The 19,807-nt window shown below is 68.8% G+C and carries 23 protein-coding genes; 10 read left to right on the plus strand and 13 right to left on the minus strand.

Annotated features, from left to right (window positions below; all coding sequences use genetic code 11):
- Positions 1–14: 14 nt before the first annotated feature.
- Together VMD91_09390 and VMD91_09395 are read right to left on the minus strand one after the other, a co-directional pair.
- Entirely contained in the window at positions 15–1,400 is a 1,386-nt protein-coding gene (locus tag VMD91_09390; GenBank protein HTW84267.1) for a pitrilysin family protein, read from the minus strand.
- Positions 1,397–2,689 carry a pitrilysin family protein gene (locus VMD91_09395; protein HTW84268.1) on the minus strand — a complete coding sequence of 431 codons (1,293 nt, stop codon included), beginning with the start codon at positions 2,687–2,689 and terminating at the stop codon, positions 1,397–1,399. The genes VMD91_09390 and VMD91_09395 overlap by 4 nt, the downstream gene beginning before the upstream one ends.
- Before the next feature lie 59 nt (positions 2,690–2,748).
- On the opposite strand from VMD91_09395, the gene VMD91_09400 reads away from it, so the two are divergent.
- Positions 2,749–3,168, plus strand: coding sequence for a hypothetical protein (locus VMD91_09400; GenBank protein HTW84269.1), 420 nt, complete (start codon positions 2,749–2,751; stop codon positions 3,166–3,168).
- A gap of 33 nt (positions 3,169–3,201) precedes the next feature.
- The gene (locus VMD91_09405) at positions 3,202–3,960 is read left to right on the plus strand and encodes a hypothetical protein (GenBank protein ID HTW84270.1); all 759 of its coding nucleotides are present in this window, start codon (positions 3,202–3,204) and stop codon (positions 3,958–3,960) included.
- Positions 3,961–3,962: 2 nt separating this feature from the next.
- On the opposite strand, the gene VMD91_09410 is transcribed toward VMD91_09405, so the two are convergent.
- The 6 genes from VMD91_09410 to VMD91_09435 form a co-directional block, all read right to left on the minus strand.
- Entirely contained in the window at positions 3,963–5,507 is a 1,545-nt protein-coding gene (locus VMD91_09410; GenBank protein ID HTW84271.1) for an AAA family ATPase, read from the minus strand.
- A gap of 10 nt (positions 5,508–5,517) precedes the next feature.
- Positions 5,518–6,048 (minus strand): hypothetical protein, encoded by a 531-nt coding sequence (locus tag VMD91_09415; GenBank protein ID HTW84272.1) that lies wholly within the window; start codon positions 6,046–6,048, stop codon positions 5,518–5,520.
- Complete coding sequence (locus VMD91_09420; GenBank protein HTW84273.1) at positions 6,045–6,236, minus strand: hypothetical protein; 192 nt, start codon at positions 6,234–6,236, stop codon at positions 6,045–6,047. Before VMD91_09420 ends, VMD91_09415 begins: the two co-directional genes overlap by 4 nt.
- Before the next feature lie 17 nt (positions 6,237–6,253).
- On the minus strand, positions 6,254–7,963 hold the full coding sequence (locus VMD91_09425; protein ID HTW84274.1) for a hypothetical protein: 1,710 nt from the start codon (positions 7,961–7,963) through the stop codon (positions 6,254–6,256).
- A gap of 2 nt (positions 7,964–7,965) precedes the next feature.
- Entirely contained in the window at positions 7,966–8,331 is a 366-nt protein-coding gene (locus tag VMD91_09430; protein ID HTW84275.1) for a hypothetical protein, read from the minus strand.
- 726 nt (positions 8,332–9,057) lie between these two features.
- Complete coding sequence (locus VMD91_09435; protein HTW84276.1) at positions 9,058–9,531, minus strand: hypothetical protein; 474 nt, start codon at positions 9,529–9,531, stop codon at positions 9,058–9,060.
- Between the two features lie 79 nt (positions 9,532–9,610).
- Here VMD91_09435 and VMD91_09440 point away from each other — a divergent pair, with 79 nt between their 5' ends.
- From VMD91_09440 to VMD91_09450, 3 genes are all read left to right on the plus strand, one after another.
- Positions 9,611–11,080, plus strand: a complete 1,470-nt coding sequence (locus VMD91_09440) for a DNA polymerase Y family protein (protein HTW84277.1) — start codon at positions 9,611–9,613, stop codon at positions 11,078–11,080.
- 43 nt (positions 11,081–11,123) lie between these two features.
- On the plus strand, positions 11,124–11,558 hold the full coding sequence (locus VMD91_09445; GenBank protein ID HTW84278.1) for a hypothetical protein: 435 nt from the start codon (positions 11,124–11,126) through the stop codon (positions 11,556–11,558).
- 65 nt (positions 11,559–11,623) lie between these two features.
- On the plus strand, positions 11,624–12,391 hold the full coding sequence (locus VMD91_09450) for a hypothetical protein (GenBank protein HTW84279.1): 768 nt from the start codon (positions 11,624–11,626) through the stop codon (positions 12,389–12,391).
- Positions 12,392–12,404: 13 nt separating this feature from the next.
- On the opposite strand, the gene VMD91_09455 is transcribed toward VMD91_09450, so the two are convergent.
- From VMD91_09455 to VMD91_09470, 4 genes are read right to left on the minus strand one after another with little or no spacing between them, the layout of a single operon-like run.
- Entirely contained in the window at positions 12,405–13,379 is a 975-nt protein-coding gene (locus tag VMD91_09455) for an aldo/keto reductase family protein (GenBank protein ID HTW84280.1), read from the minus strand.
- Between the two features lie 8 nt (positions 13,380–13,387).
- A complete protein-coding gene (locus VMD91_09460; protein HTW84281.1) occupies positions 13,388–14,275 on the minus strand; it encodes a hypothetical protein in 888 nt (295 codons plus the stop codon).
- Positions 14,272–14,766, minus strand: a complete 495-nt coding sequence (locus VMD91_09465) for a YqeG family HAD IIIA-type phosphatase (GenBank protein ID HTW84282.1) — start codon at positions 14,764–14,766, stop codon at positions 14,272–14,274. The genes VMD91_09460 and VMD91_09465 overlap by 4 nt, the downstream gene beginning before the upstream one ends.
- Entirely contained in the window at positions 14,763–15,665 is a 903-nt protein-coding gene (locus VMD91_09470; GenBank protein HTW84283.1) for a diacylglycerol kinase family protein, read from the minus strand. The genes VMD91_09465 and VMD91_09470 overlap by 4 nt, the downstream gene beginning before the upstream one ends.
- 63 nt (positions 15,666–15,728) lie before the next feature.
- Between VMD91_09470 and VMD91_09475 the strand changes: the two genes are divergently transcribed.
- The gene (locus VMD91_09475) at positions 15,729–16,322 is read left to right on the plus strand and encodes a helix-turn-helix domain-containing protein (GenBank protein HTW84284.1); all 594 of its coding nucleotides are present in this window, start codon (positions 15,729–15,731) and stop codon (positions 16,320–16,322) included.
- Positions 16,319–16,738, plus strand: coding sequence for a nuclear transport factor 2 family protein (locus VMD91_09480; GenBank protein ID HTW84285.1), 420 nt, complete (start codon positions 16,319–16,321; stop codon positions 16,736–16,738). Before VMD91_09475 ends, VMD91_09480 begins: the two co-directional genes overlap by 4 nt.
- Here the strand turns inward: VMD91_09480 and VMD91_09485 are convergent.
- Positions 16,730–18,193, minus strand: a complete 1,464-nt coding sequence (locus VMD91_09485) for an ATP-binding cassette domain-containing protein (GenBank protein HTW84286.1) — start codon at positions 18,191–18,193, stop codon at positions 16,730–16,732. The two genes, VMD91_09480 and VMD91_09485, sit on opposite strands and share 9 nt — an antisense overlap.
- Before the next feature lie 71 nt (positions 18,194–18,264).
- On the opposite strand from VMD91_09485, the gene VMD91_09490 reads away from it, so the two are divergent.
- The 3 genes from VMD91_09490 to VMD91_09500 are packed head-to-tail and all read left to right on the plus strand — an operon-like array spanning position 18,265 to position 19,763.
- On the plus strand, positions 18,265–18,513 hold the full coding sequence (locus tag VMD91_09490; protein HTW84287.1) for an AbrB/MazE/SpoVT family DNA-binding domain-containing protein: 249 nt from the start codon (positions 18,265–18,267) through the stop codon (positions 18,511–18,513).
- Positions 18,510–18,827 (plus strand): type II toxin-antitoxin system PemK/MazF family toxin, encoded by a 318-nt coding sequence (locus VMD91_09495; GenBank protein ID HTW84288.1) that lies wholly within the window; start codon positions 18,510–18,512, stop codon positions 18,825–18,827. The genes VMD91_09490 and VMD91_09495 overlap by 4 nt, the downstream gene beginning before the upstream one ends.
- Before the next feature lie 42 nt (positions 18,828–18,869).
- Complete coding sequence (locus VMD91_09500) at positions 18,870–19,763, plus strand: pirin family protein (GenBank protein HTW84289.1); 894 nt, start codon at positions 18,870–18,872, stop codon at positions 19,761–19,763.
- Positions 19,764–19,807 lie beyond the last annotated feature (44 nt).

Consider the following 19,807-nt stretch of genomic DNA (forward strand, 5'->3'; position numbering starts at 1 on the left):
CCGCTCCCTCTCGGTCAGGCGCCGAGTGTCGGCGAGCCCAGATCCAGTTCGGGGAACGGGATGACGCGCACCGGGCCGAACGCCGGGTCGAGCTCGCCGACGAACTTGTCGGCGTCGCCGACCAGGACGATCAGCTCGTCGTCGACCAGCCGGCGCCGGGCGAACGCGCGGACCGCGGCGGCGTCGACCGCCTCGACGTTGCGCGCGAAGACCTGCAGCTCTTCGACCGGCACTTCGTAGAGCACGTGCTCGGCCAGCGCGCTGGTCACGCCGTCGACGGTCTCGACCGAGCGGAAGAACCCGCCGGTGACGGTCGCCTTGCGGCTCAGCAGATCCTCGTCGCTCGCGGGCGCGTCGACCAGCGAGCGGATCGCGGCCAACATCACGCCGGTCGCCTCGGCCGCCCGCGTGTGATCGACCAGCGTCATCGCGCTGAACAGTCCCGGCATCCGGCGCGCGCCGAGCGACGCGCCGGCCCCGTACGAGAGCCCGCGCTTGACCCGGATCTCTTGATTGAGCCGGCCGCTGTAGCCGGAGAGGACCGACGTCGCGACGACGCCGGCGTCGTACTCGTCGGATGCGCGCGCGATCGCGATGCGGCCGGTGACGATCGCGGTGCGCCCCGCGTCGGGCTTGTCGACGACGACGACCTGCGCGCGCGGCGGCGGAATGGTGCTCCCGGGCATCGATTCGAGCGGCACGTCCGGCGCGCGCCAATCGCCCAGCTCGCGCTCGGCCAGCGCGAACGCGTCGTCGACGCGCAGGTCGCCGCCCAAGATCAGGATCGCGCCGTCGGGACGGTAGGCGCGCTGATGGAACCACACGACCCGTTCGCGTTCGAGCGCCGCCAGCGTCGCCGCCGTCCCCGCCACCGGGTGACCGTAGGGCGCGCCGCCGTACGCGACGCGCTGCGCGACCAGCCGCGCCAGGGCGCTGGGGTTGGCGTAGGTCAGCGTCAGATCGGAGATCGACTTGGTGCGCACGCGATCGACCTCGCGCTGCGCGAAGGCCGGCCGGCGCACGATCTCGTCGAGCAGCGCGAAGGCCTGCGGAAACGCCGGCGTCGTCGCGCTGGCGCTGGCCAGCGACGCATCGTATCCCGACGAGGCTTCGACCCGCGCGCCCAACGCGTCGGCCGCCGCCGCCACCTCGGTCGCGTCGTGCGCGGTCGTCCCTTGCGTGAGCAGCGCGGCCGTCAGCGCCGCCAATCCCGCTTCGTGCTCGTGCTCGGTGGCCGCGCCGCCGCCGCGCACGACGAGCTGCGCCGCGATCAGTGGCAGATTGCGCTGCTCGAACGCGACGACGCGCAAGCCGTTGTCGAGCACGCGCTCGACGGCGCTGGGCATCGTGCCCTCGCGCGGCGGCCCGGCGGAGGGCATCGTCGAACGTGCTTCGCTCACGCCGGCAGATACTCGATGATGGTGCGGTTTTCCGGGCGCAGATACGTGCGCGCCACGCGCAGCACGTCGTCCGGGCTCACCGCGAGATAGCGTTCGAGATCGTGGTTGACCAGCGCCGGATCGCCGCGCTCGAGCGTCGCGCGAATCAGCGCCAACGCGACGCCGCTGTTCGTCTGTCGCTGCCGCACCAGCGAGCTCGCGATCTGCGTCCCGACGCGCGCCAGCTCGTCGGCGTCCGGCGGCTCTTCGCGCACGCGGTCGAGCTCGGCGCCCAGCGCCGCCCGCGCGTCGTCCAACGCGACGCCGCGCGCGCAGGTCACCCGCACGCCGAACAGTCCCGGCTGTTGGCGCAGGTCGGCGCCGGCGTACGCGCTGGTCGCCAGCGAGCGGCGATAGATCAGCGACTGATACAGGCGCGAGGAACGGCCGGCGGAGAGCACGGCTTCGAGCACGTCGAGCGCGGCGGCGTCGGGATGCGCGGCCGCGGGGATGTGATACGCTTCTTCGACCGCCGGCAGCGGCACGTTGGGCGCGCGATAAGTGTAGACGCGTTCCGCCGTCTGCACCGGCTCGACGACCTGCACGCGCGGGATCGGCGTGCTGGGCGCGGTGATCGGGCCGAACCAGCGCTCGATCCAGCCCCACGTCTCCTCGACGTCGAGATCGCCGGCGACGACCAGCACCGCGTTGTCGGGCCGGTAGTAGGTGGCGTGAAAAGCGACGACGTCGGCCAGCGCGGCCGCGTTGAGCTCCTCGGGGCTGCCGATCACGCCGCGCCGGTACGGGTGGACGGTGTACGCTTCGCGGTTGACCAGCTCGTCGAGCATCCCGTACGGCTCGGCCAGGATGCGCTGATCGTACTCGCCGATCACGACGTCGCGTTCGGTCGCGAAGTTGTCCGCGTTGACGTTCAGCGAGCCCAGCCGGTCGGCTTCGGCCCACAGCAGCCGCTCGAGGTGGTTCGAGGGCACCACTTCGTAGTAGTTGGTGATGTCCTCGGTGGTGAAGGCGTTGTTGTAGCCGCCCACGTCCTCGGTCAGCCGGTCGATCGTCTCGGGCGCGGTGTCCGAGGTCCCCTTGAACATCAGGTGCTCGAAGAGGTGCGCGAAGCCCGAGCGGCCCGGCGGGTCGTCCTTGCCGCCGACCCGGTAGGCGACGTTGATCGCGACGGCGGGGACGCGGCGGTCGGGGACCAGGATGGCCCGCAACCCGTTGGGGAGGGTCCGGTCGGCGAAGCGCAGCGGAGCGACGGCGATCGACGCCGCGGAGATCGTGGGGAGAGCGGTCACGGGTAGGAGCATCATCCGCACACCGGACCCGAGTCCCTTCCTGGGCGAAGAAGGAAGCCATGCGCTCCGTCTCCCGGATGGTGCTGACCATCCTGGCCACCTGGCAGGGGCTGGCCGCGATCCAGAACCTGGCCGACGTGCTGGTCGAAGCGGACCTCGCGCCGCAGCTGCGTCCGGTGGCCTCCAAGAACTACCCGATGATCGCGGACCTGTTGGCCCCGCTGCACCCGCCCCGCGAGCTGGTGCTGGGGCTGCTGACCGGCTGCGCCGCCGTGGAAACGCTGGCGGCCGTGGCGCTGGCGCGCGGGGCGAGCGGCGATCGCGAGCGAGCCGAGAACGGCTTCGCCCTCTCGCTGGGGCTGTTCGGCGCCTTCTTCCTGATCGACGACGCCTTCGACGCCTACGAGATGGGCGCCAAGCACCGCGACGCCTTCGTGCTCTTCTTGGCCGCCGCCGTCGCGGTCCGGCTGGAGGCTTGAAATCGAACATATGTTCGATTATCATGAGCCCCCATGCCCGTCGACCCCGCCTTCGCGGCGTTGCGTGAGCGTTTCGACCATCGTCATCGCGAGACGACGGCCGCCGCGCTTGCTCGCGGCGACGACGAAGTCGTGCAGACGGGCTGGGCCCCTCTGGATCGGGTGCTGGGGGGTGGCTTCCCACGCGGGACGATCGGAACGCTCGAAGGCGCACCGAGCTCCGGTCGCAGCGCCCTGGCGGCGCGGCTACTAGCGGCCGCGACCCGCCGGGGCCTGGGCGCCCTGATCGGAATCGAGCTGTTCCCGCCGGCCTTGGTCGCCGCCGGGGTCCAGCTCGAACGCCTGCTGCTGGTCGAAGCGCCGACCCCGCTCGAAGCGGCCCGCGCCGCCGACGTCGTCGTGCGCTCGGGGGCGTTCAGCGTCGTCGTGCTGCCGGCGCTGCCCAGCGGCCGCGGCACCGGCGCGGCCACCTGGACGCGGCTGGCCAGCCTCGCGCACCGGGCCAACGCGCTGCTGGTCGCGCTCGGCGACGAAGCGTCCGCGGAGCTGTGCGCGTTCGCCGCCGTGCGCGTCGCGACGACGATCGAACGCGTGCGCTGGAACGGCCCCGCCGGCCATTGCGGCGAGCTGGCCGGCTACGACGTGCGCGCGACGGTCCGCAAACACAAACGCGCCGCCCCGACGGGCGACGCGCTGGTGCGCTGCGATCTGTTCGAGTCCCGCCCGACGTTCGTCGACCTGCGCGACCGCGAGATCGAAGCCTGGCCCTCCGAGCTGTACGCGGTGCGTTGAACTTAGGTCAAGACCGCGCGCCGTGCCTTCGACTCGCTCGGCGCAACGGTCGGTTGTCCGGAAGCAGGAACAGCGCGCTCGCGTCCCCAGGCACGAATGGCAGCGATACGCTCTGGGCTCGTTTTGCTCAAGGGGACCAGGTTCGTGAAGCTTCGTCGCCACGACTCAGGGGTCACAGCCGACTCGCCTTTGAGGATGGCGTCCTTCCCGACTTCCTTCACTGCTGACTCCAAGTCGGCGCCCGCAAACCCATCGGACAGCGCGATGAGTTCTTGCAAAATCGCTTGCTCTACGTCACGCTTGAGATACTTACGCGCATACAGCGTGATGATTTCGGCGCGTTCCGACTCGGTGGGAAGATCGACGAAGAAAAGCTCATCGAAGCGACCACGACGCAGTAACTCCGGCGGTAGGCCGGATACGTCGTTGGCGGTCGCGACAACGAATACGCGCGCCGACGACTCTTGCAGCCAAAAGAGGAATTGGCCGATCACGCGTGTCGACGTGCCGCCGTCACTGCCGCCGGCGAGCCCTTTTTCGATCTCGTCGATCCAAAGCACGCACGGTGCGACGTGATCTGCCGTCGCGAGAGCTTCCTTGAGGCGGCTTTCCGACTGGCCGAGATACATGCCATGGATCGTCGCAAAGTCCAAGCGATATAGAGGGAGGTTCCACTGGGCCGCAATCGCCTTCGCTGAGAGTGATTTGCCACAGCCTGGGACGCCGACTAGCAAGACGCCGCGGGGCGGCCTCATCCCACGTTCTCGCAGTTCGGGCGCCGTCAGCAGCGGACGTTCGCGATCGAGCCAGGCGCGCAAGCCGCCAAGTCCTCCGACCGATAGATCCCGATCGCGCACCGGAATCTTCTCGATCCCACTAATGTCGGAGAAAATTCTATCCTTGGCGTGGGCGATCTCGATCAGATCGCTCTTGAGAACCGAACCCTTGGCGAGCAGCGTAGCGATGACGTTTTCGGCTTCAATAGCGGTAATCCCGACAAGCATCGAAGCAGCTGTTCGTACGTCCGACTGGTCCCATTCGATCGGCATCTGCCCACGATAGCTGTCGACCTGTTCTTTCAGCAGTAGGACGAGCTCGTCTTCAGTTGGCGGATCCAGGACGATCGTCATTCCCATGCGCTGCAACGGCGCCCAAGTCGGCTTCGCGGTGATGACCACAACCGATCCGCCGCGGTCGGTCGCCAGCGTGACAAGATCGATGAACTGCCTGGTAAGCGGTCCATCGTCCTCGATATCCGAGCCGTCGGTAAGGACGAATGTGAGGTTTTGCCGCTGAAGCATCGACTGGCTTGCATACTCGAGCACGCCGCCAATCGATCGTTCCTCACTCACCTTCTGGTTCGTCGTCACGTCACGCACGCCCGCGGAAAGTGAGTGCACCAACACAGGCACGCCGCCGAGCTCGGGCGCCAGCGCGCGAAGGATGTCGACCGCGCGACGGCGTTCGTGCGTTCGAAGCGAAACGAACGGAATTCGCGCCTTCAAATAGCGCAGCAGGGTTTCTTTTGTCGCGGCAGCGTCTGACAAGCCGAAGTCCTCAGAGCAAGATACGACGGCGCACCGGACCGTCGGGGAGAGGGACGCGCTCGGCACGCGTGAGTGCTTCCGCCCATGGCACCTCGAGTTGAACGCGTTTGACCGCAGACAGTAAGATGCCGTCGATGCCACTTTGCTGGCGAGCGTTGCGCTCGATGCTTTCGTGCAAGTCCTTCGTAAACGCGTTCAGGGTGTCGCGAAGATGCTCACGCACGGCTGCGGGAAACGTTTGGCAGATCGCGAGACGGGCGATTGGAAGGAGCTTGGTTCGTACGCCAGCCAGCGCGCGCTCGACGTCGACGGCCGTCGCACCGCCACGCAGCTCTGCACTCAGTCCATCATGAATGATCTTGAGGCGATGGCGGACGGCTTCCAAAAGCCGATCAGTCGTGCGTTGGACGACACCAGAAACGGTGGGATAAATACCTTCAAGCGAAGCCCGGCGAACCTCCTCGTCGTGCTCCGGTGTCTTGAACGCCTCGAAAAGCGCAACCCACTGGTCGTAGCGCTGTGGCGTCGAGGGCAGGCTCACTCGACGCGGCGCTTGCGTCGGTTGAGCAGCGTCGTTTTCGGAAGCAAATCCCAAACCGGGAAGACCGTGGCGAGGCGCTGATCAGCCTCGCTTGGCGTTGCATGAGATGGATGCGCAGCTGCTCGGCTACCAGTCGTGTTTGACACCGCGCCGCCTTCGCCGCGATTGAGGAGTCCGTTCTCGTTCATCCTGTCGATCCTTTACGCTACGACGCGATCCGCTCGCGGGTTGCGCCGCCGAAGAACTCTTCTGGTGAGAGCACGTCAATACGCTGGCGGACGAGCGTAGCGATTCCGTCAGACTGCTCCCAGTGACGGCCGTAATCTTGCCATTCGGCCATCGAGCGACGAATGACGCCAACCCCCGCCTCCCGGGCGCTCTCGAAAGCCGCGTGGAGGTTCCGCTCCTTCCGACGCAGAGCGAATACGGTGTAGGCTTGCACACCGGCCACGACGAGCGCGAAGAGGATGCCGACCGATCCCAGGCCTCGGAAGCTCCAGAGGACCAGCAGGACGGCGGCGGCACCCCAGATCCACGTTTTCCAATTCCGCCAGAGCTTACGGACGTGTACCGCTTCCTGCTCGGTCATATACTCCTGGTATCCCTCGACGGCCTGATCTTCGTCTTGCGCGTCCCGGAACGTTCCGCTCCACGAGCAACCCGGACCGTCGACGGTGAGAGAATACTTCTGTGGACGGCTACTGCGCACGGAGGCGACGTGCTCGTCATAGCCTTCGATGACCCAGTTCCGCGAAAGGCTCAACGCGATCCGCTGCGTCGCCAGGGTCAGGCCCGTTCCTGAGACGTTCAGACTGGCGCTCGTCAAAACCGAAACGAACGTTGCTTTCTCGTCGAAGCCCTCCGCCTCGACCACGAACGTCGCGTCCGCGCGTGCACGATCACCATCATGTTCGATAATTAGCTCCAGCTGTCGTTCAGTCCGGCGAAGCGACAGCTCTTCGTCGTCGAAGTCGGTGACGAGATGGTCGAGTATATCGTCGACGCGATCGTTGAGCGAGGGCGGTATGACAATCTCTCCGTCGAGTACGTTGCCCAAGAAGATAAGGATCTCGCCGTGGCCGCGCGCTGCTGCGAGCGAGCTCGCGAGCGCCGACCACGTCGGCGAATGTGATGAGAGGGTCGGATAGTCCGCCGGATCTACTGCGCCTTGGGCATTGCCGAAGGCCGATCGCCAGCGCGAGCGTTCCTTCGCGACGAATTCCTCCTTGGAGGCGACCTCGTCGAGCCATCCGCGAATCCCACTCAACAGCGTCATGCGCGATTCGCGTCCGAAGACACCCAAGGCGATCGCGTCGAGCAGCACGATGACCTCGCGATCGAGCGCATATGGATCTTGCAGACGGAAGTAGCGATCGAGCCACGCCGCGGCGGCTTCGAACTTTCCGGCTCGACGGCTGATCAACGCAAAGAAGAGTGACGTCTTGTAATCATCGCGTCGAATCGCTTCGGCGAGCGCGCGCTCGGCGAGATCACGGTTATCGGCGATCCAGGCGGCGAGAGCGACGAGCGCAGGAGCCAGCCAATAGCGCGCAGCTCCGAGCATCATCTCCTCGGTCGCCGTCCGAATCGTCTCCTCGCGGACGATTCCGGAATCAACCGTCCGTAAAATGCCCGTCGCTCTTCGACGAATCTCGTCGTAGGCTCCGAACTCCTTCTCGATCTCTTGCCTTGTCTTGATGAGGCGTGTTTCGGCGAGTGCGACCGACTTAGCCCGCGCATCCACGGCGACGAACTCGCGAAACTCCGCGATGAGCGCTTCGAGCTCGTTCCGCGTCTCCGTCGCCTGCGTGTGCACAGCATGAACGTTCGCGTTGACGACGTCGACCTTTTTTCCGAGATTGCTGACCGCATTGACCAGGCCGCTCAGCGCGGCAACTTCGACCATATCCGGCACGACTATAATCCTTCTGAACTTCCTGCGTTGACCACGGTTACCGCTCCATCCGCACGCACGGGACGTAACTCATCGGCGTAGACCTCGACGAATGCGTAGTCGGGGTGAAGCGCGAGCGAACGAGCGCGCTCCAGACCGTCCGGCAATCCCTGACCGCGCTTGTAGTGCGTAATAATCTGCCCCAGCACGAGGTCCAGCGTATGGACCTCGTAGGGTTCGCCGAGATAGCACCGGGCCACGATTCCCCGCGGAAAACTCGCCAGTGCGAGCTCAGGAAACTCTTTTTCGAGCGCTTGCATTAGCGCGGCTACGCGCGAGCGATCGTCCACGTAGCCACCCGCATCGAGGGCGCTCGCGATGACCTGCATGTAGGTCGAGCTACGCGCAGTGCGTAGTCGAGCGCGGAGATCCGCGGTCGCGACGACGCCCGTCGCAGGCGACGCCCCCACGCCGAGAGGCGGAGTCTGCGTACCCGTCACACCCAAAATGGGACGAGGCATGATCGAATCTCCAAATGCGTACGGAGGAACGAGCGGGCAGGTCCTTTATCGCTTGCCGGAAAGTCTACCTCCCTCGTTTTGTACGGGAGATTGTAAAGGATGTCGACGTGTCCGACATGCGGCGTGGCCAAAGCCGCGGGAGCGCCTTGCGTCATCTGCTCCGCACGCTCGCAGCGCGCAATCGTGGGACTCCGTCGGCAGCCGTTACCCCCGCCCCCACCCTCGCCTCCACTTACCGCTGCGCATCCAATCGCCGCAGGCGGGACATACCGAATCGGACCCGCCTGTCCGTCGTGCTTGAACCAAGTCTATGCTGCGCGCTATACGGTGTGGCACGCCCTCATCGCGCTATGCTGGTTTCCCATTGGGCTACTCGCGTTTCTGGCGCCAGTGAAAACGTGTCCCTGTGGGGCGCAGTACGGCGCAGGCCTATTTCTGGTGAATGCGTCTAAGGTGTTGCTGCTGGCAGCAGTCGTCCTGGTGATCGCTGCCATCCTGTTCGTCCAGCACGCACTGCGCCACATAACGGCATAAAGGCGCCGCGGAATAAAGACCTAACGCGCAACATTGCACCGCGTCGTGCCCTCGGCCCGGCTACTGCGGTTGCAACTGGAAGGAGCGACTGCGGGGGAGCATCGAGACGCCGGCGGCGTTGACGATCGCGTTGACGTCGATCGTGAGCGCGCGGCCGATACTCGACGTGCTCGGACAGGAGAGATCCGGCGAGAGCTGCGCGTGATAACCCACGCGCGTCGAAGAACCGAACGACGCGCTCTTCATGCACGCCGCGGTCGGAAGCGCGTCGAGCGGACCGGCGGCGTGCAGGTCGTCGAAGAACTTCGTCACCAGCTGCTTGGAGATCGTCTTGCGGATCGGGACGCCCTGGTCGACGCTGACGGTCCCGTCGGCGTAGACGCGGATGACGTAGCCGCCGGTGTTGGTCGAGCCGGAGTTGGCGATCACCGCTTCGCCGTCGGCCGTCGGCACCTTGAGCCCCGCGAAGGTCGTGCGGGGCTGGGGGATCGGCCCGTAGGTGGGAATCGCAAAAGCCAGCAGCAGAGCGAGCATGTCCGGGAAACGTTCCCCCAAAGCCGCACGGTTCAGGCCTTGACGGACCGAACGTGTGTTCGCTATTCTGAGCGCCCCGATGTCCGTCGTCGCCGTTTGGATCCCCGCCTTCCGTCTCGCCGTAGCCGCCCGGGAGGCCGACCTGACCACCCCGCTGGTGCTGGCCGACAAGGCCGAGCGCGGCCGGGTCATCGACTGCACCTTGGCCGCGGCCGAGCTGGGCGTGCGGGCCGGGATGACGACGCTCCAGGCCCAGGCCGTCGCCCACGACGCGCGCACCCTGTTCGCCGACCTGGCCGCCGAGGCGCGCACCTGGGCAGCGGTCCTCGAGGCGCTCGACGCCGCCTCGCCGATCGTCGAGGACGCGGGGCTGGGGTGCGCGTTCCTGGAGATGCACGGGATCGCCGGCGGTCCGGCGGCGTGGCTGGGGGCGGTGCGCGCGGCGCTGGCCGGCTTCGACTTGCCGCTGCGGGTCGGCTGCGGCCCCAACCGGTTCGTCGCCCACGCCGCCGTGCACGCCGGCGACGGTGCCGTCTGCGACGGCGATCCGGCCGCGTTCGTGGCACCGCTGCCGCTGGGGCTGCTGGCACTCGATCCGGCCGTCGCCGAGCGGCTGCGCCTGCTGGGCGTCACCACGCTGGGCGAGCTGGCCGCGCTCCCGCACGGCCCGTTCGTGCGCCGCTTCGGCGCCGCGTCGGCGACCTGGCACGAGCGCGCGCGGGGCCGCGATCCCGAGCCGCTGCGGCCGCGGCCGCGCGCGCTGCGGATCGACCGCACCCTGTACGGCGAAGGCGAGGCCAGCAGCGAGGAACAGGTGCTCTTCGCGCTGCGCGCGCTGGTCGGTCAGGTCGTCGACGACCTGTGCGCGGCCGGCCGCCGCGCCGGCCGGCTGGCGCTGCTGCTGGAATGCGAGAACGGCTCGAGCCGCGAGCTGAGCGTGCGGGTCGCGCAGCCGACGGCGGTGCCGGCCACGCTCTTCGAGCTGCTGCGCGCGCGGCTAGAAGGCGTCACGCTCGAATCGCCGGTCGTCGGACTGCGGCTGGCGGCGGAAGAGTTGGCGAGCGGCGGCGTTCCGCTCTCGTTGTTCGCGGCCGGTGATCCCGATCCGGACGCGGTCGGCGTCGTCCTGGCCCGGCTCGACGCGGCGCTCGGCGAAGGCAAAGCGCGCCGCGCGCGCGTCGTCGACGGGCCGCGCATCGAACGGCGCTTCGTGCTCGAACCGTTCACGCTCGAGCCGTTGACGACACGCGGTCCGCGCGCCGAGCCCCCGCCGCTGCCGGCCAGCGCGGCGCTGCAGCTGCGCGTGGTCGCACCACGACCGCTGGCCGTGCGCGTCCTCGACGGCGCACCGCGCTTCGTCGGTACGCCGCCGCACGAAGTGGTCGAGCACGCCGGACCGTGGCGCGTCCAAGAACGCTGGTGGGGACCGGCGCTCGGTTCGGGCACGCCGCTGGGACGCGACGAGTACGACGTCTGCCTGGACGATGGCGCGTTGCTGCGCATCGCGCGCGAAGGCGGCGAATGGACGCTGCGCGGCGTCTACGACTGATCGCGACCAGGACGCCCGGAGCCGAAGGGGTACAGGAGTACGGATGGAGCCCCTGGACCCCGATGCGCTCGACCTCGATGACGATGACGATGACGACGCTCCGCCGCAGTTTTACCTGACGACCTTCATCCCGAAGCCGGCCTGGTATAGCCTCTCGGAAGACGACGCGGTCGCTTTCTTGCAGAACCGCGTCGCCCAGCTCAACGAAGCGTTCGTCGAAGACGACGAGGGCGTCATCTGGGCGTACCGCTACCACGTCATGGAGCGCGCGCGCGAAGTGGACGCGGTCGTGCTGCTCTGGATGATCACCAGCGACGAGGCGCTCGAAACACTGGAGGCGACGCTGCGGCGCAGCGACGTCAACAAGTACTTCGATTGGAGCGTGATCGGCGGCCCGCAGAACAACGCGCCGCAAGACATCCTGGGCGCGTTCCTGGGCACGCTGGTGCCGCAGAGCACCACCGGCGAGGACGACTAGCCGGCGAACTCGGTAACCGCCCTGTAACTGCGGCGAGCGATACTGAGCGCCGGAGGGTGGAACCGATGCTCACGAACGTCGTGCTGGCATTCGCCAGCGTTTGCCTGGTTACCGGATTCGTCATCTTGATCGTCACGGTGCGGCTGCCGCCCGTGCTGCGTGCCCAGCGCGCGGGGGCGACGGTGCTGGTCGTGCTCGGCCTCGCGGCGGCGAGTGGCGCCCTGTTCTGGTTCTACGGCTACCGTGTCCAGAGCGACGCCATGTACGACCGGCTCGTCGTGTATGACAAGTTCAGCGCGTTGCCACGCATCGACCGGCTCGCGCAAAGTCATCTCCGCGTCGATTACGAGAACGCCGACCAGATGCCGCTCAGCGGTACGATCTGGCTGACCGTCGACGTCCGCCCGACCGACGGGTTCTTCGACGGTCACCCCGGCGACCGGCTATGGCTGAAGATGCACGTCTCGACGCCCGGTTTTGGGGTCACGCCGGTGCTGGACGAGACGCAGCCGCTGCCCAACGACGTGGTGACGTTCGCCTGGATACTGCAAGCGAACCAGGGCGGCGACCAAGTGCTCAACGTGCACGGCGTCGTCTTCCGCACCGATCGTCACGGGCGCATCTTCGATCGCTCGACGGTCGTGAACGCGATGCGCTCGATCGACGTCAAAGCGCCGCTTTCGTTCGCCAACTGGAGTCCCGTCATCGTCGCGCTGATCGGTTTGCTGGGAACCGGCGCGTTGCAGTTGCTGGTTTCAGCCCTGCAACACCGGGCGCCCGCGCACACGGCGGCGGTGCCCGCGGCGGGCGAGGCGCATCCCGCTCCGGGTTGACGCGCCGAAGCAGCTACGAGGTGTATTGCTCGAACGGGGCGACGGGCGCGAGGATGTCGTCCATCTGCCGGAAGAGCTCGGGATCGACGTCGAGGTCGGCGGCGGCGACGTTGTCGTCGACCTGCTCGGGACGCGTCGCGCCGACGATGACCGACGAGACGGCCGGCGTACGCAAGCACCATGCCAGCGCGAGCTGCGCCAGCGTGCAGTGGGCGGCATCGGCCAGCGGGCGCAGCCGCTGCACCGCGTCGAGCACCGGCTGGGTGAAGTAGTCTTCCATCATGCCGGCGGCGTTGCCGGCGGCGCGCGTGCCGGCCGGCGGGTGCGCGGCATCGGTGTACTTGCCGGTCAGGATCCCCATCGCCAGCGGCGACCAGACGACGTTGCCCAACCCGTACTGCCGGCAGACCGGAAACACGCGCGGCTCGACGCGGCGCCACAGCGCGCTGTACTGCGGCTGGTTCGAGACCGGTTCGGCCCAGCCGTGCGCCCGCGCGAGGTTGACCGCGCCCGCGATCTGGTCGGCGTTCCACTCGCTCACGCCCCAGTACAGGATCTTGCCGGCGCGCACCAGGTCGTCCATCATCTGGACCGTCTCTTCGAGCGGCGTGCCGGTGTCGTAGCGATGACACTGGTAGAGATCGACGTACTCGACGCCCAGCCGCCGCAGCGACCCGTCGATCTGTGCGCGCACGTGCTTGCGCGAGAGGCCGCGGTCGTTGGGTCCCTCGCCGATCGGAAAGAAGACCTTGGTCGCCAGGACGAGCTGATCGCGCGGCAGCTCGCGGATCGCGCGCCCGACGACTTCTTCGGCGCGACCGCGCGCGTAGACGTCGGCGGTGTCGAAGAACCGTACGCCCAGCTCGTACGCGCGCAGGATGCAGGCCCGCGCGGCGTCCTCTTCGACGCTGCCGCCGTAGGTGAGCCACGAACCGAGTCCGACGGCCGAGACCTTGACGCCCCAGCGCCCCAGATTCCGATAGCGCATCCCGCCAGCTACCCGCCGGCGAGCGAAGTGCCCTCTACCCGCACGTCGGCGGCGATCAGGTCGAGCAGCACCGGATAGATCGTCGCCGGGCTGGCCTGCGGGATCTCGGGTTCGATGACGTCGTGGGTATCGTGGAGCGAGATCCAGACGCGGGCGACGTCGACGCCGCACGCGCGCGCGACCGCCAGCCGGCGCCAGGCGTAGGCGTTGTTGACGATCGGCTCGCTGCGGTTCTGGACCACCGTCAGCCGGCGCGCGTGAGGCGCGGCGGCGTCGTTCGCGATCTGGCCGGTGAGCTGCAGCGAGTTGCCGAGCGCGTGCGTCGAGAACCGCGGGTAACCGTGCGGCGGCGGCTGGTTCACCTTCGCCCGCGGGTCCCACCACAAGAAGCGGTTCGGCAACGCGCGCAACGCGGCGCCGAAGGCGTCGTTGGCGCGGCCGGGCAGCTCGCGGATGCCGCAGAACGGCGCGATCGCGATGGCGTGGTCGACGGCGACGTGCGTCGCGAGCCACGCGGCCAGCGTTCCCGCGACCGAGATGCCCAGCACGATGACCCGCTCGCCGCAGCGCGCGGCGATCGTGACCGCCTCCAGCGCCGTGCGCTGCCAATCCGCGGCGCGCAGCGCCGCGATCGCTTCCGACATCCGGTCGGCGTAGCCGTGATACGGGAAGCGCGGCACGATCAGCGCGTCGCCGCGCTGCGCGAGCTCGCGGCCGAGCAGCGCGTACTGCGACGGTGCGTTGGTGAAGCCGTGCATCAGGACGACGGCGCGTGGCGCGACGCTCTCGCCCAGGTGCCACCAGGTACGGCTGCCGGGGGCGATCGCCGGATCGGCCGCTTCGCGCGCGGCGATCGCCGCCAGCGCCGCGCGCGCGTCGTCGAGGCGCGCGCTCACACCCGCGGTACCTTGCGCAGCAGCGCGCGCTCGAGCCAACGCAGCGGGCGCGTGTTCCAGGGATCGCGCCGCACCAGCGGATCGACCAGGATCACGTCGAGGCCCGCCCAGCGCGCGCCGAGCACGTCGGTGAAGAGCTGGTCACCGATCACGACGACGTGGCGGCGCTCGAGCGCGAGCAGGTCGAGCGCGCGGCGAAAGCCGTACGGCAACGGTTTGCGCGCGCGTGCCACGCACGGAACGCCCATCTCGCGCGCGACCTGCGCGGCCCACGGCGTGCCGTTGTTGGTCACCACGACGATGCGGATTCCGGCCGCCGCGACCGCGCGCACCCAAGCCGCGTCCTCGTCGGCCAGCGTGCGCGTGTGGTACCCGACCAGCGTGTTGTCGAGGTCGACGATCGCGCCGCGGTAACCGCGCGCGAACAGGTCGGCGGGCGCGAGGAAGGTCACCCGCGGCGCGTACGCGTCGGGCAGAAACGGCGACTTCACCGGATCGTCGCGACCCGGTCGGGCGGCACCAGCACCGTCAACGCCCGCGGCACGACCCGAAACTCGGCCGGCAGCCGCGCGACCTGCTCGCTGTCGGCGTAGACGCGATGCCGGTGGCCGTGCACCGACCGGACCGTGAAGCGCGTGCCGCGCAGCGTCTCGACGCGCGGCGCATGCTGGAAGCGCCGCAGCGCGACCGCCAGCACGATCCGCAGCGCGTCCCACCACCCTCGCACGTCGAGCGCGTACAGCCACAGTTGGCCGTCTTCGAGGCTCGCCTCCGGATTCTCCACCACGCCGCCGAAGCGGTAGCTGTTGGCGATCGTCAGCTGCACGACGCGCACGGTTCGGCGGTGCCCCCGGTCGTCTTCGATCTCCAGCTGCATGGGTCGCCACCAGCGCAGCGCGCGCGCCGTCGCGACCGGGATCGCCAGCAGCCCGAGCGCGCGTTTGAGCGGCGCGGTCTGCAACTCCGCGACGCGGGTCGAGAGCCCCACCGACGCTTCGTTGAGATAGTACGTCTCGCCGACCCGGCCGACGTCGAGCGGCAGCGCGACGCCCTCGTCGACCAGCGCCGCCACCTGCTCGGGATCGCTCGGCACGCCCAGTGTGCGCGCCAGCTCGTTGAACGTGCCCAGCGGCACGATCGCGACCGGCAGCCCCGCCTCGATCAGCGGCGGCAACGCGTGCAGCAAGGTTCCGTCGCCGCCGCCGACGACCGCGACGTCGACCTCCTCGCGCCGTGCGCGCACCGCCTGCGCGAGAGCGTCGGGGCGATCGAGGGGGACGTCGACGACGACGTGGCCGCGCGCCACGAGCGCCGCGCGCAAGGCGTCGGCGGCAGCGGGACCCCGCCGGGCCCGGGGATTGATCGCAAGCAGCACGCGTCGGGCCGGCACACCGCAGGCGTACCCACAAGTGTCGCCACTTGACGAATTGAACGATCTTCGTATAATTCGTTCATGAGCGAGGTGGCCGAGGCGGAGACCAGCCGCTATCGCCGGGTCCTACGGGCGGCCGAGGAGCTCTTCAAGCGCGACGGCTTCCGCGGCGTCACCATGGAAGCGGTCGCGCGCGGGGCCGCGGTCGCCAAACCCACGCTGTACAGCTACTTCAAGAACAAAGACGAACTCTACGTCGCGGTCTGCGCACGGCTGACGCGCCTCTTACGCGAGACGGTCGAACACGCACTGACCAGCGACGAGCCGCTCGACGCGCGGCTGGCGAATGCGATCGTCGCGAAACATCGCGTCGTCTTCACGCTCGTGCGCTCTTCGCCGCATGCCGCCGAGCTGTTCTCCGCCAAGGACGCGACCGCGGCGCAACTGTTCGCCGACCTCGACGAAACCCTGCTCGGGCTGCTCGCCGGCGCGCTGCGCGTCGACGACGCGCTCGCGCGACGCGCCGACACGCTCGCGCGCGCGCTCTACTTCGGCAGCGCCGAGCTGGCGGCGCGCAGCGCGAGCGCCGACGCGATGGACGCCGAGGTGCGCGACTTCGTCGCCGTCTACCTCGCCGGTGCTCGCGCGCTCGCACGAAAGGATGCTCTGCCATGACGACATCGGGACGCTTTCCGTCCAATCGCGCTCATCTCGAGTACGTCTATGCCGAGACCGCCAAGGGCAACGGCCAGCCGTTTCTCGACGCGCTCGCCGACGACGCGTGTTGGACGATCGGCGGCTCGACGCCGTGGTCGAAGACCTACCGCGGCAAGGCCGCGATCCTCGCCGAGCTGATCGCGCCGCTGCGGCGCCGGCTCGCACCGCCGCTGCGCACACACGCACGCCGCTTCATCGCCGACGGCGATCTGGTCGCCGTCGAAGGCTACGGCGAGAACGTGACGCGTGACGGTGCGCCGTACGCGAACACGTACTGCTGGGTGTTCGAGTTCCGCGAGGGCGCGGTGGTCGCGATCACCGAGTACGCGGATACGGAGCTGTTCCGCAGCGCTCTGGGCGACCCGCTACGGTGAGCTGACCGGCACCTCGCGGACCTGACCGTCGTCGACGACGAAGGTGCGGTGCACCAGCGCGGGGACGTCGCCGACGTGGTGCGAGATCGCGAGCAGCGTCGTGCCGCGCGCGGCCAGCTCGTCGAGCAGCGGCGCGAGCGCGGCACGGAACGGCGCGTCCAGCCCGCTCCACACCTCGTCGAGGATCAGCAGCTCAGGCCCGGCGACCAGGCCGCGCGCCAACAGCACCTTGCGGCGCTCGCCGAACGACAGCGTGCGAAAGCGCTGGCCGCACAGCGGCTCGAGGCCGAGGCGATGCACGATCGCCGCGACCGCCGCGCGCTGCTCGTCGCTGGGCGACTCGACCGTGCCGATGCTCGCGGTGAAGCCCGACGCGATCGCGCGTTCGACGGTCGGGTTCGCGTCGTACGCGATCTGCAGCGCGTCGGAGACGTGGGCGATGCGGCGGCGCAGCTCGCGCACGTCGAACGGGCCGCGCGCGCCGAAGCGTTCGATCTCGGCGCCGTAGGCGGCCGGGAGCGTTCCCGCCACCAGCTCGGCGAAGGTGCTCTTGCCCGAGCCGTTGGCGCCGTAGACGGCGGTGTGCTCGCCGCGCGCGATCGACCAATCGACCGCGCGCAGCACGAGCGTCTCCTCGCGGTAGACGTCGGCGTTGCGGATCACGACCAGCGGTTCGCCGGGCACGCCGGCCGCGGGCCGCGGCGTCGTCGCGGGCGCGAACGGAGCGGCGTGTGCGAAACGGTGGTGCGCGGGCGGCCGCCCGCCGCCGCTCTCGACGATCCGGCCACCCGCCAACCGCACGTAGTTGGTCGTTGCGGCCGGGAGGTCTTCGGCGCGGTGCGCGGACGCGATCACCTGCGTGCGCTCCGCGACCTGATCGAGAAAATCGAGCAGCGCGTGGCGCGCACGCCGGTCCAGGCCGTTGGCGAACTCGTCCAGGACGAGCACGCGCGGCTCGCGCACCAGCGCACGCGCGACGAGCAGCATGCGCAGCTGCCCGAACGAGAGCGTGCGGATCGACGCGGCCGCCAGCGCGCGCAGCCCGAACCGCTCGATCAGCGCGTCGACCGCCGTCGCCTCGTCGTCGGCCAGCGCGCCTTGCACGTAGGTCGTATCGCGCAACCCGCTGGCGATCAGCTCGCGGCCGCTGATCTCGAGCGCCAGCCGCGCGTAGCGTTCTTGCTGCTCGGGCGAGACCGCGCCGATCTGCCGCGCCGCGGTGCCGACGTGCTGCGGCGCGCCCGCGAGCGCGTAGGTGCGGCGACCGCCGTCGCGCTCGGGCCAGCGGTCACCGCGAATCACCGCCAGCAGCGTGCTCTTCCCCGCCCCGTTGCCGCCGACGATCGCCCACTGCTCGCCCGACCGCAGCTCCCAGCTGATCTCGTGCAGCACCGGCCGCCCATCGAGACGAACGGTGACGCGGTCGAGCCCGATCAGCGGGGGTGCGGAGACCATGTGCGATACTCGTGCACGTCCGCTGAGTCTCCTTGACCGCGGGCCGCCGGACGTAATATCATTGTTATAACATGCGCGCCTCCCTCCAGCGACTCGGGAACTCCCACGGGATCATCATCCCAAAGCCGATCCTTGCTCAGCTCGGCTTTGAGCGTGAAGTAGAGATCGACGTGGAAGACGACGCATTGGTCATCCGCAAACCTCGTCAGCATCCGCGCGCAGGATGGGCCGAGTCGAGCCGCGCGCTCGCGGAGAGCGGCGACGACGCTCTCGTTTGGCCCGAATTCGCGAACGCCGACGACGCGGATCTGATTTGGTGAAACGCGGGGAGATATGGCTCGCCGCGCTCGATCCGACGGTCGGCTCCGAGATCCGTAAGACACGGCCTTGCGTGATCGTGTCACCGCCCGAGATGCACGAGTATGTACGCACCGTCATCGTCGCACCGATGACGACGCACGGACGGCCGGCGCCGTTCCGCGTCCCAATCACGTTTGAGAAGGCGCGCGGACTCATTTTGCTCGATCAGCTTCGCGCGCTCGACAAAGTTCGGTTGATCAGACGCCTCGGCGACCTCTCGCCCCGGACGCGCCGCGCGACGCTCGGCGCCCTGCAAGCAATTTTTGCGGACTGACCCGGCACCCCCTGAAACCGCGGGCGGGTTGTAGGGAGGGCCATGTCCGTACAGACGTCGTCCCCGGCGCGCTCGCTGGCCCGCGTGATCCCCTCGATCGAGACCCTCGAGGGCGGGGGCTTCCTGGTCCGCCGGCCGGTCCCGACCCGCGGGATCGAACAGGTCGACCCGTTCTTGCTGATCGACGAGATGGGACCGATGGAGCACGCGCCCGGGACGGCCGCCGGCGCGCCCGACCACCCGCACAAGGGCTTCGAGGTCATCACCTATCTGCTCGAAGGCGAGATGGAGCACCGCGACTCGCACGGCAACCACGGGATCTTGCGGCCGGGCGACGCGCAGTACATGGTCGGCGGCAGCGGCCTGGTCCACTCCGAGATGCCGACCGAGGAGTTCCAGCGCAGCGGCGGCCGGCGACACGGCTTCCAGATCTGGGTCAATCTCTCGCGCGCCGACAAGCAGCTCGCGCCGCGCTACAAGGACGTGACCGCCGCCGAGATCCCGGTGGTGCGGCCGGTCGCGGGCGTCGAGGCGCACGTCGTCAGCGGCGAGGCGTTCGGCGTACAGGGACCGGTGCACACGGTGACGCCGTGGAGCTACGTCGACGCGCGCTTGCAGCCGGGGACGCGTATCGATCAGGCGGTTCCGGCCGGCTGGACGGCGACGATCTACGTCGTCGCCGGCGTCGGCAAGATCGGGACGCGCGAGGTGCGCCGCGGCGACTACGCGGTGTTCGCCGACGACGGCGCGACGATCGGGATCGAGAACGCGGACGATGCGACGCTGCAGGTGCTGCTGCTGTGCGCGCGGCCGATCGGCGAACCGATGGTGCGCTACGGCCCGTTCGTGATGAACAGCGTCGACGAGATCCAGCAAGCCTTCACCGACTACCAAGCCGGGCGTTTCGGCGCGATCGCGCCGGTGCTGGCCGACTAGCCGCGCGCCGCCAACCATAAGGGAAGGTTAACCCGAGGAGGGAG

The organism is Candidatus Sulfotelmatobacter sp. (assembly GCA_035504415.1).
In the GTDB taxonomy this organism is placed as follows: Bacteria; Vulcanimicrobiota; Vulcanimicrobiia; order Vulcanimicrobiales; family Vulcanimicrobiaceae; genus Vulcanimicrobium.

Excerpts from the sequence above, each read along its gene's own strand:
- VMD91_09405 (HTW84270.1), top strand. The coding sequence starts at position 3,202 with ATGCCCGTCGACCCCGCCTTCGCGGCGTTGCGTGAGCGTTTCGACCAT.
- VMD91_09445 (HTW84278.1), top strand. The coding sequence starts at position 11,124 with ATGGAGCCCCTGGACCCCGATGCGCTCGACCTCGATGACGATGACGAT.
- VMD91_09490 (HTW84287.1), top strand. The coding sequence starts at position 18,265 with ATGCGCGCCTCCCTCCAGCGACTCGGGAACTCCCACGGGATCATCATC.
- VMD91_09500 (HTW84289.1), top strand. The coding sequence starts at position 18,870 with ATGTCCGTACAGACGTCGTCCCCGGCGCGCTCGCTGGCCCGCGTGATC.
- VMD91_09420 (HTW84273.1), bottom strand. The coding sequence starts at position 6,236 with ATGAACGAGAACGGACTCCTCAATCGCGGCGAAGGCGGCGCGGTGTCA.
- VMD91_09485 (HTW84286.1), bottom strand. The coding sequence starts at position 18,193 with ATGGTCTCCGCACCCCCGCTGATCGGGCTCGACCGCGTCACCGTTCGT.
- VMD91_09475 (HTW84284.1), top strand. The coding sequence starts at position 15,729 with ATGAGCGAGGTGGCCGAGGCGGAGACCAGCCGCTATCGCCGGGTCCTA.
- VMD91_09430 (HTW84275.1), bottom strand. The coding sequence starts at position 8,331 with ATGCAGGTCATCGCGAGCGCCCTCGATGCGGGTGGCTACGTGGACGAT.
- VMD91_09435 (HTW84276.1), bottom strand. The coding sequence starts at position 9,531 with ATGCTCGCTCTGCTGCTGGCTTTTGCGATTCCCACCTACGGGCCGATC.
- VMD91_09450 (HTW84279.1), top strand. The coding sequence starts at position 11,624 with ATGCTCACGAACGTCGTGCTGGCATTCGCCAGCGTTTGCCTGGTTACC.
- VMD91_09455 (HTW84280.1), bottom strand. The coding sequence starts at position 13,379 with ATGCGCTATCGGAATCTGGGGCGCTGGGGCGTCAAGGTCTCGGCCGTC.
- VMD91_09400 (HTW84269.1), top strand. The coding sequence starts at position 2,749 with ATGCGCTCCGTCTCCCGGATGGTGCTGACCATCCTGGCCACCTGGCAG.
- VMD91_09480 (HTW84285.1), top strand. The coding sequence starts at position 16,319 with ATGACGACATCGGGACGCTTTCCGTCCAATCGCGCTCATCTCGAGTAC.
- VMD91_09440 (HTW84277.1), top strand. The coding sequence starts at position 9,611 with ATGTCCGTCGTCGCCGTTTGGATCCCCGCCTTCCGTCTCGCCGTAGCC.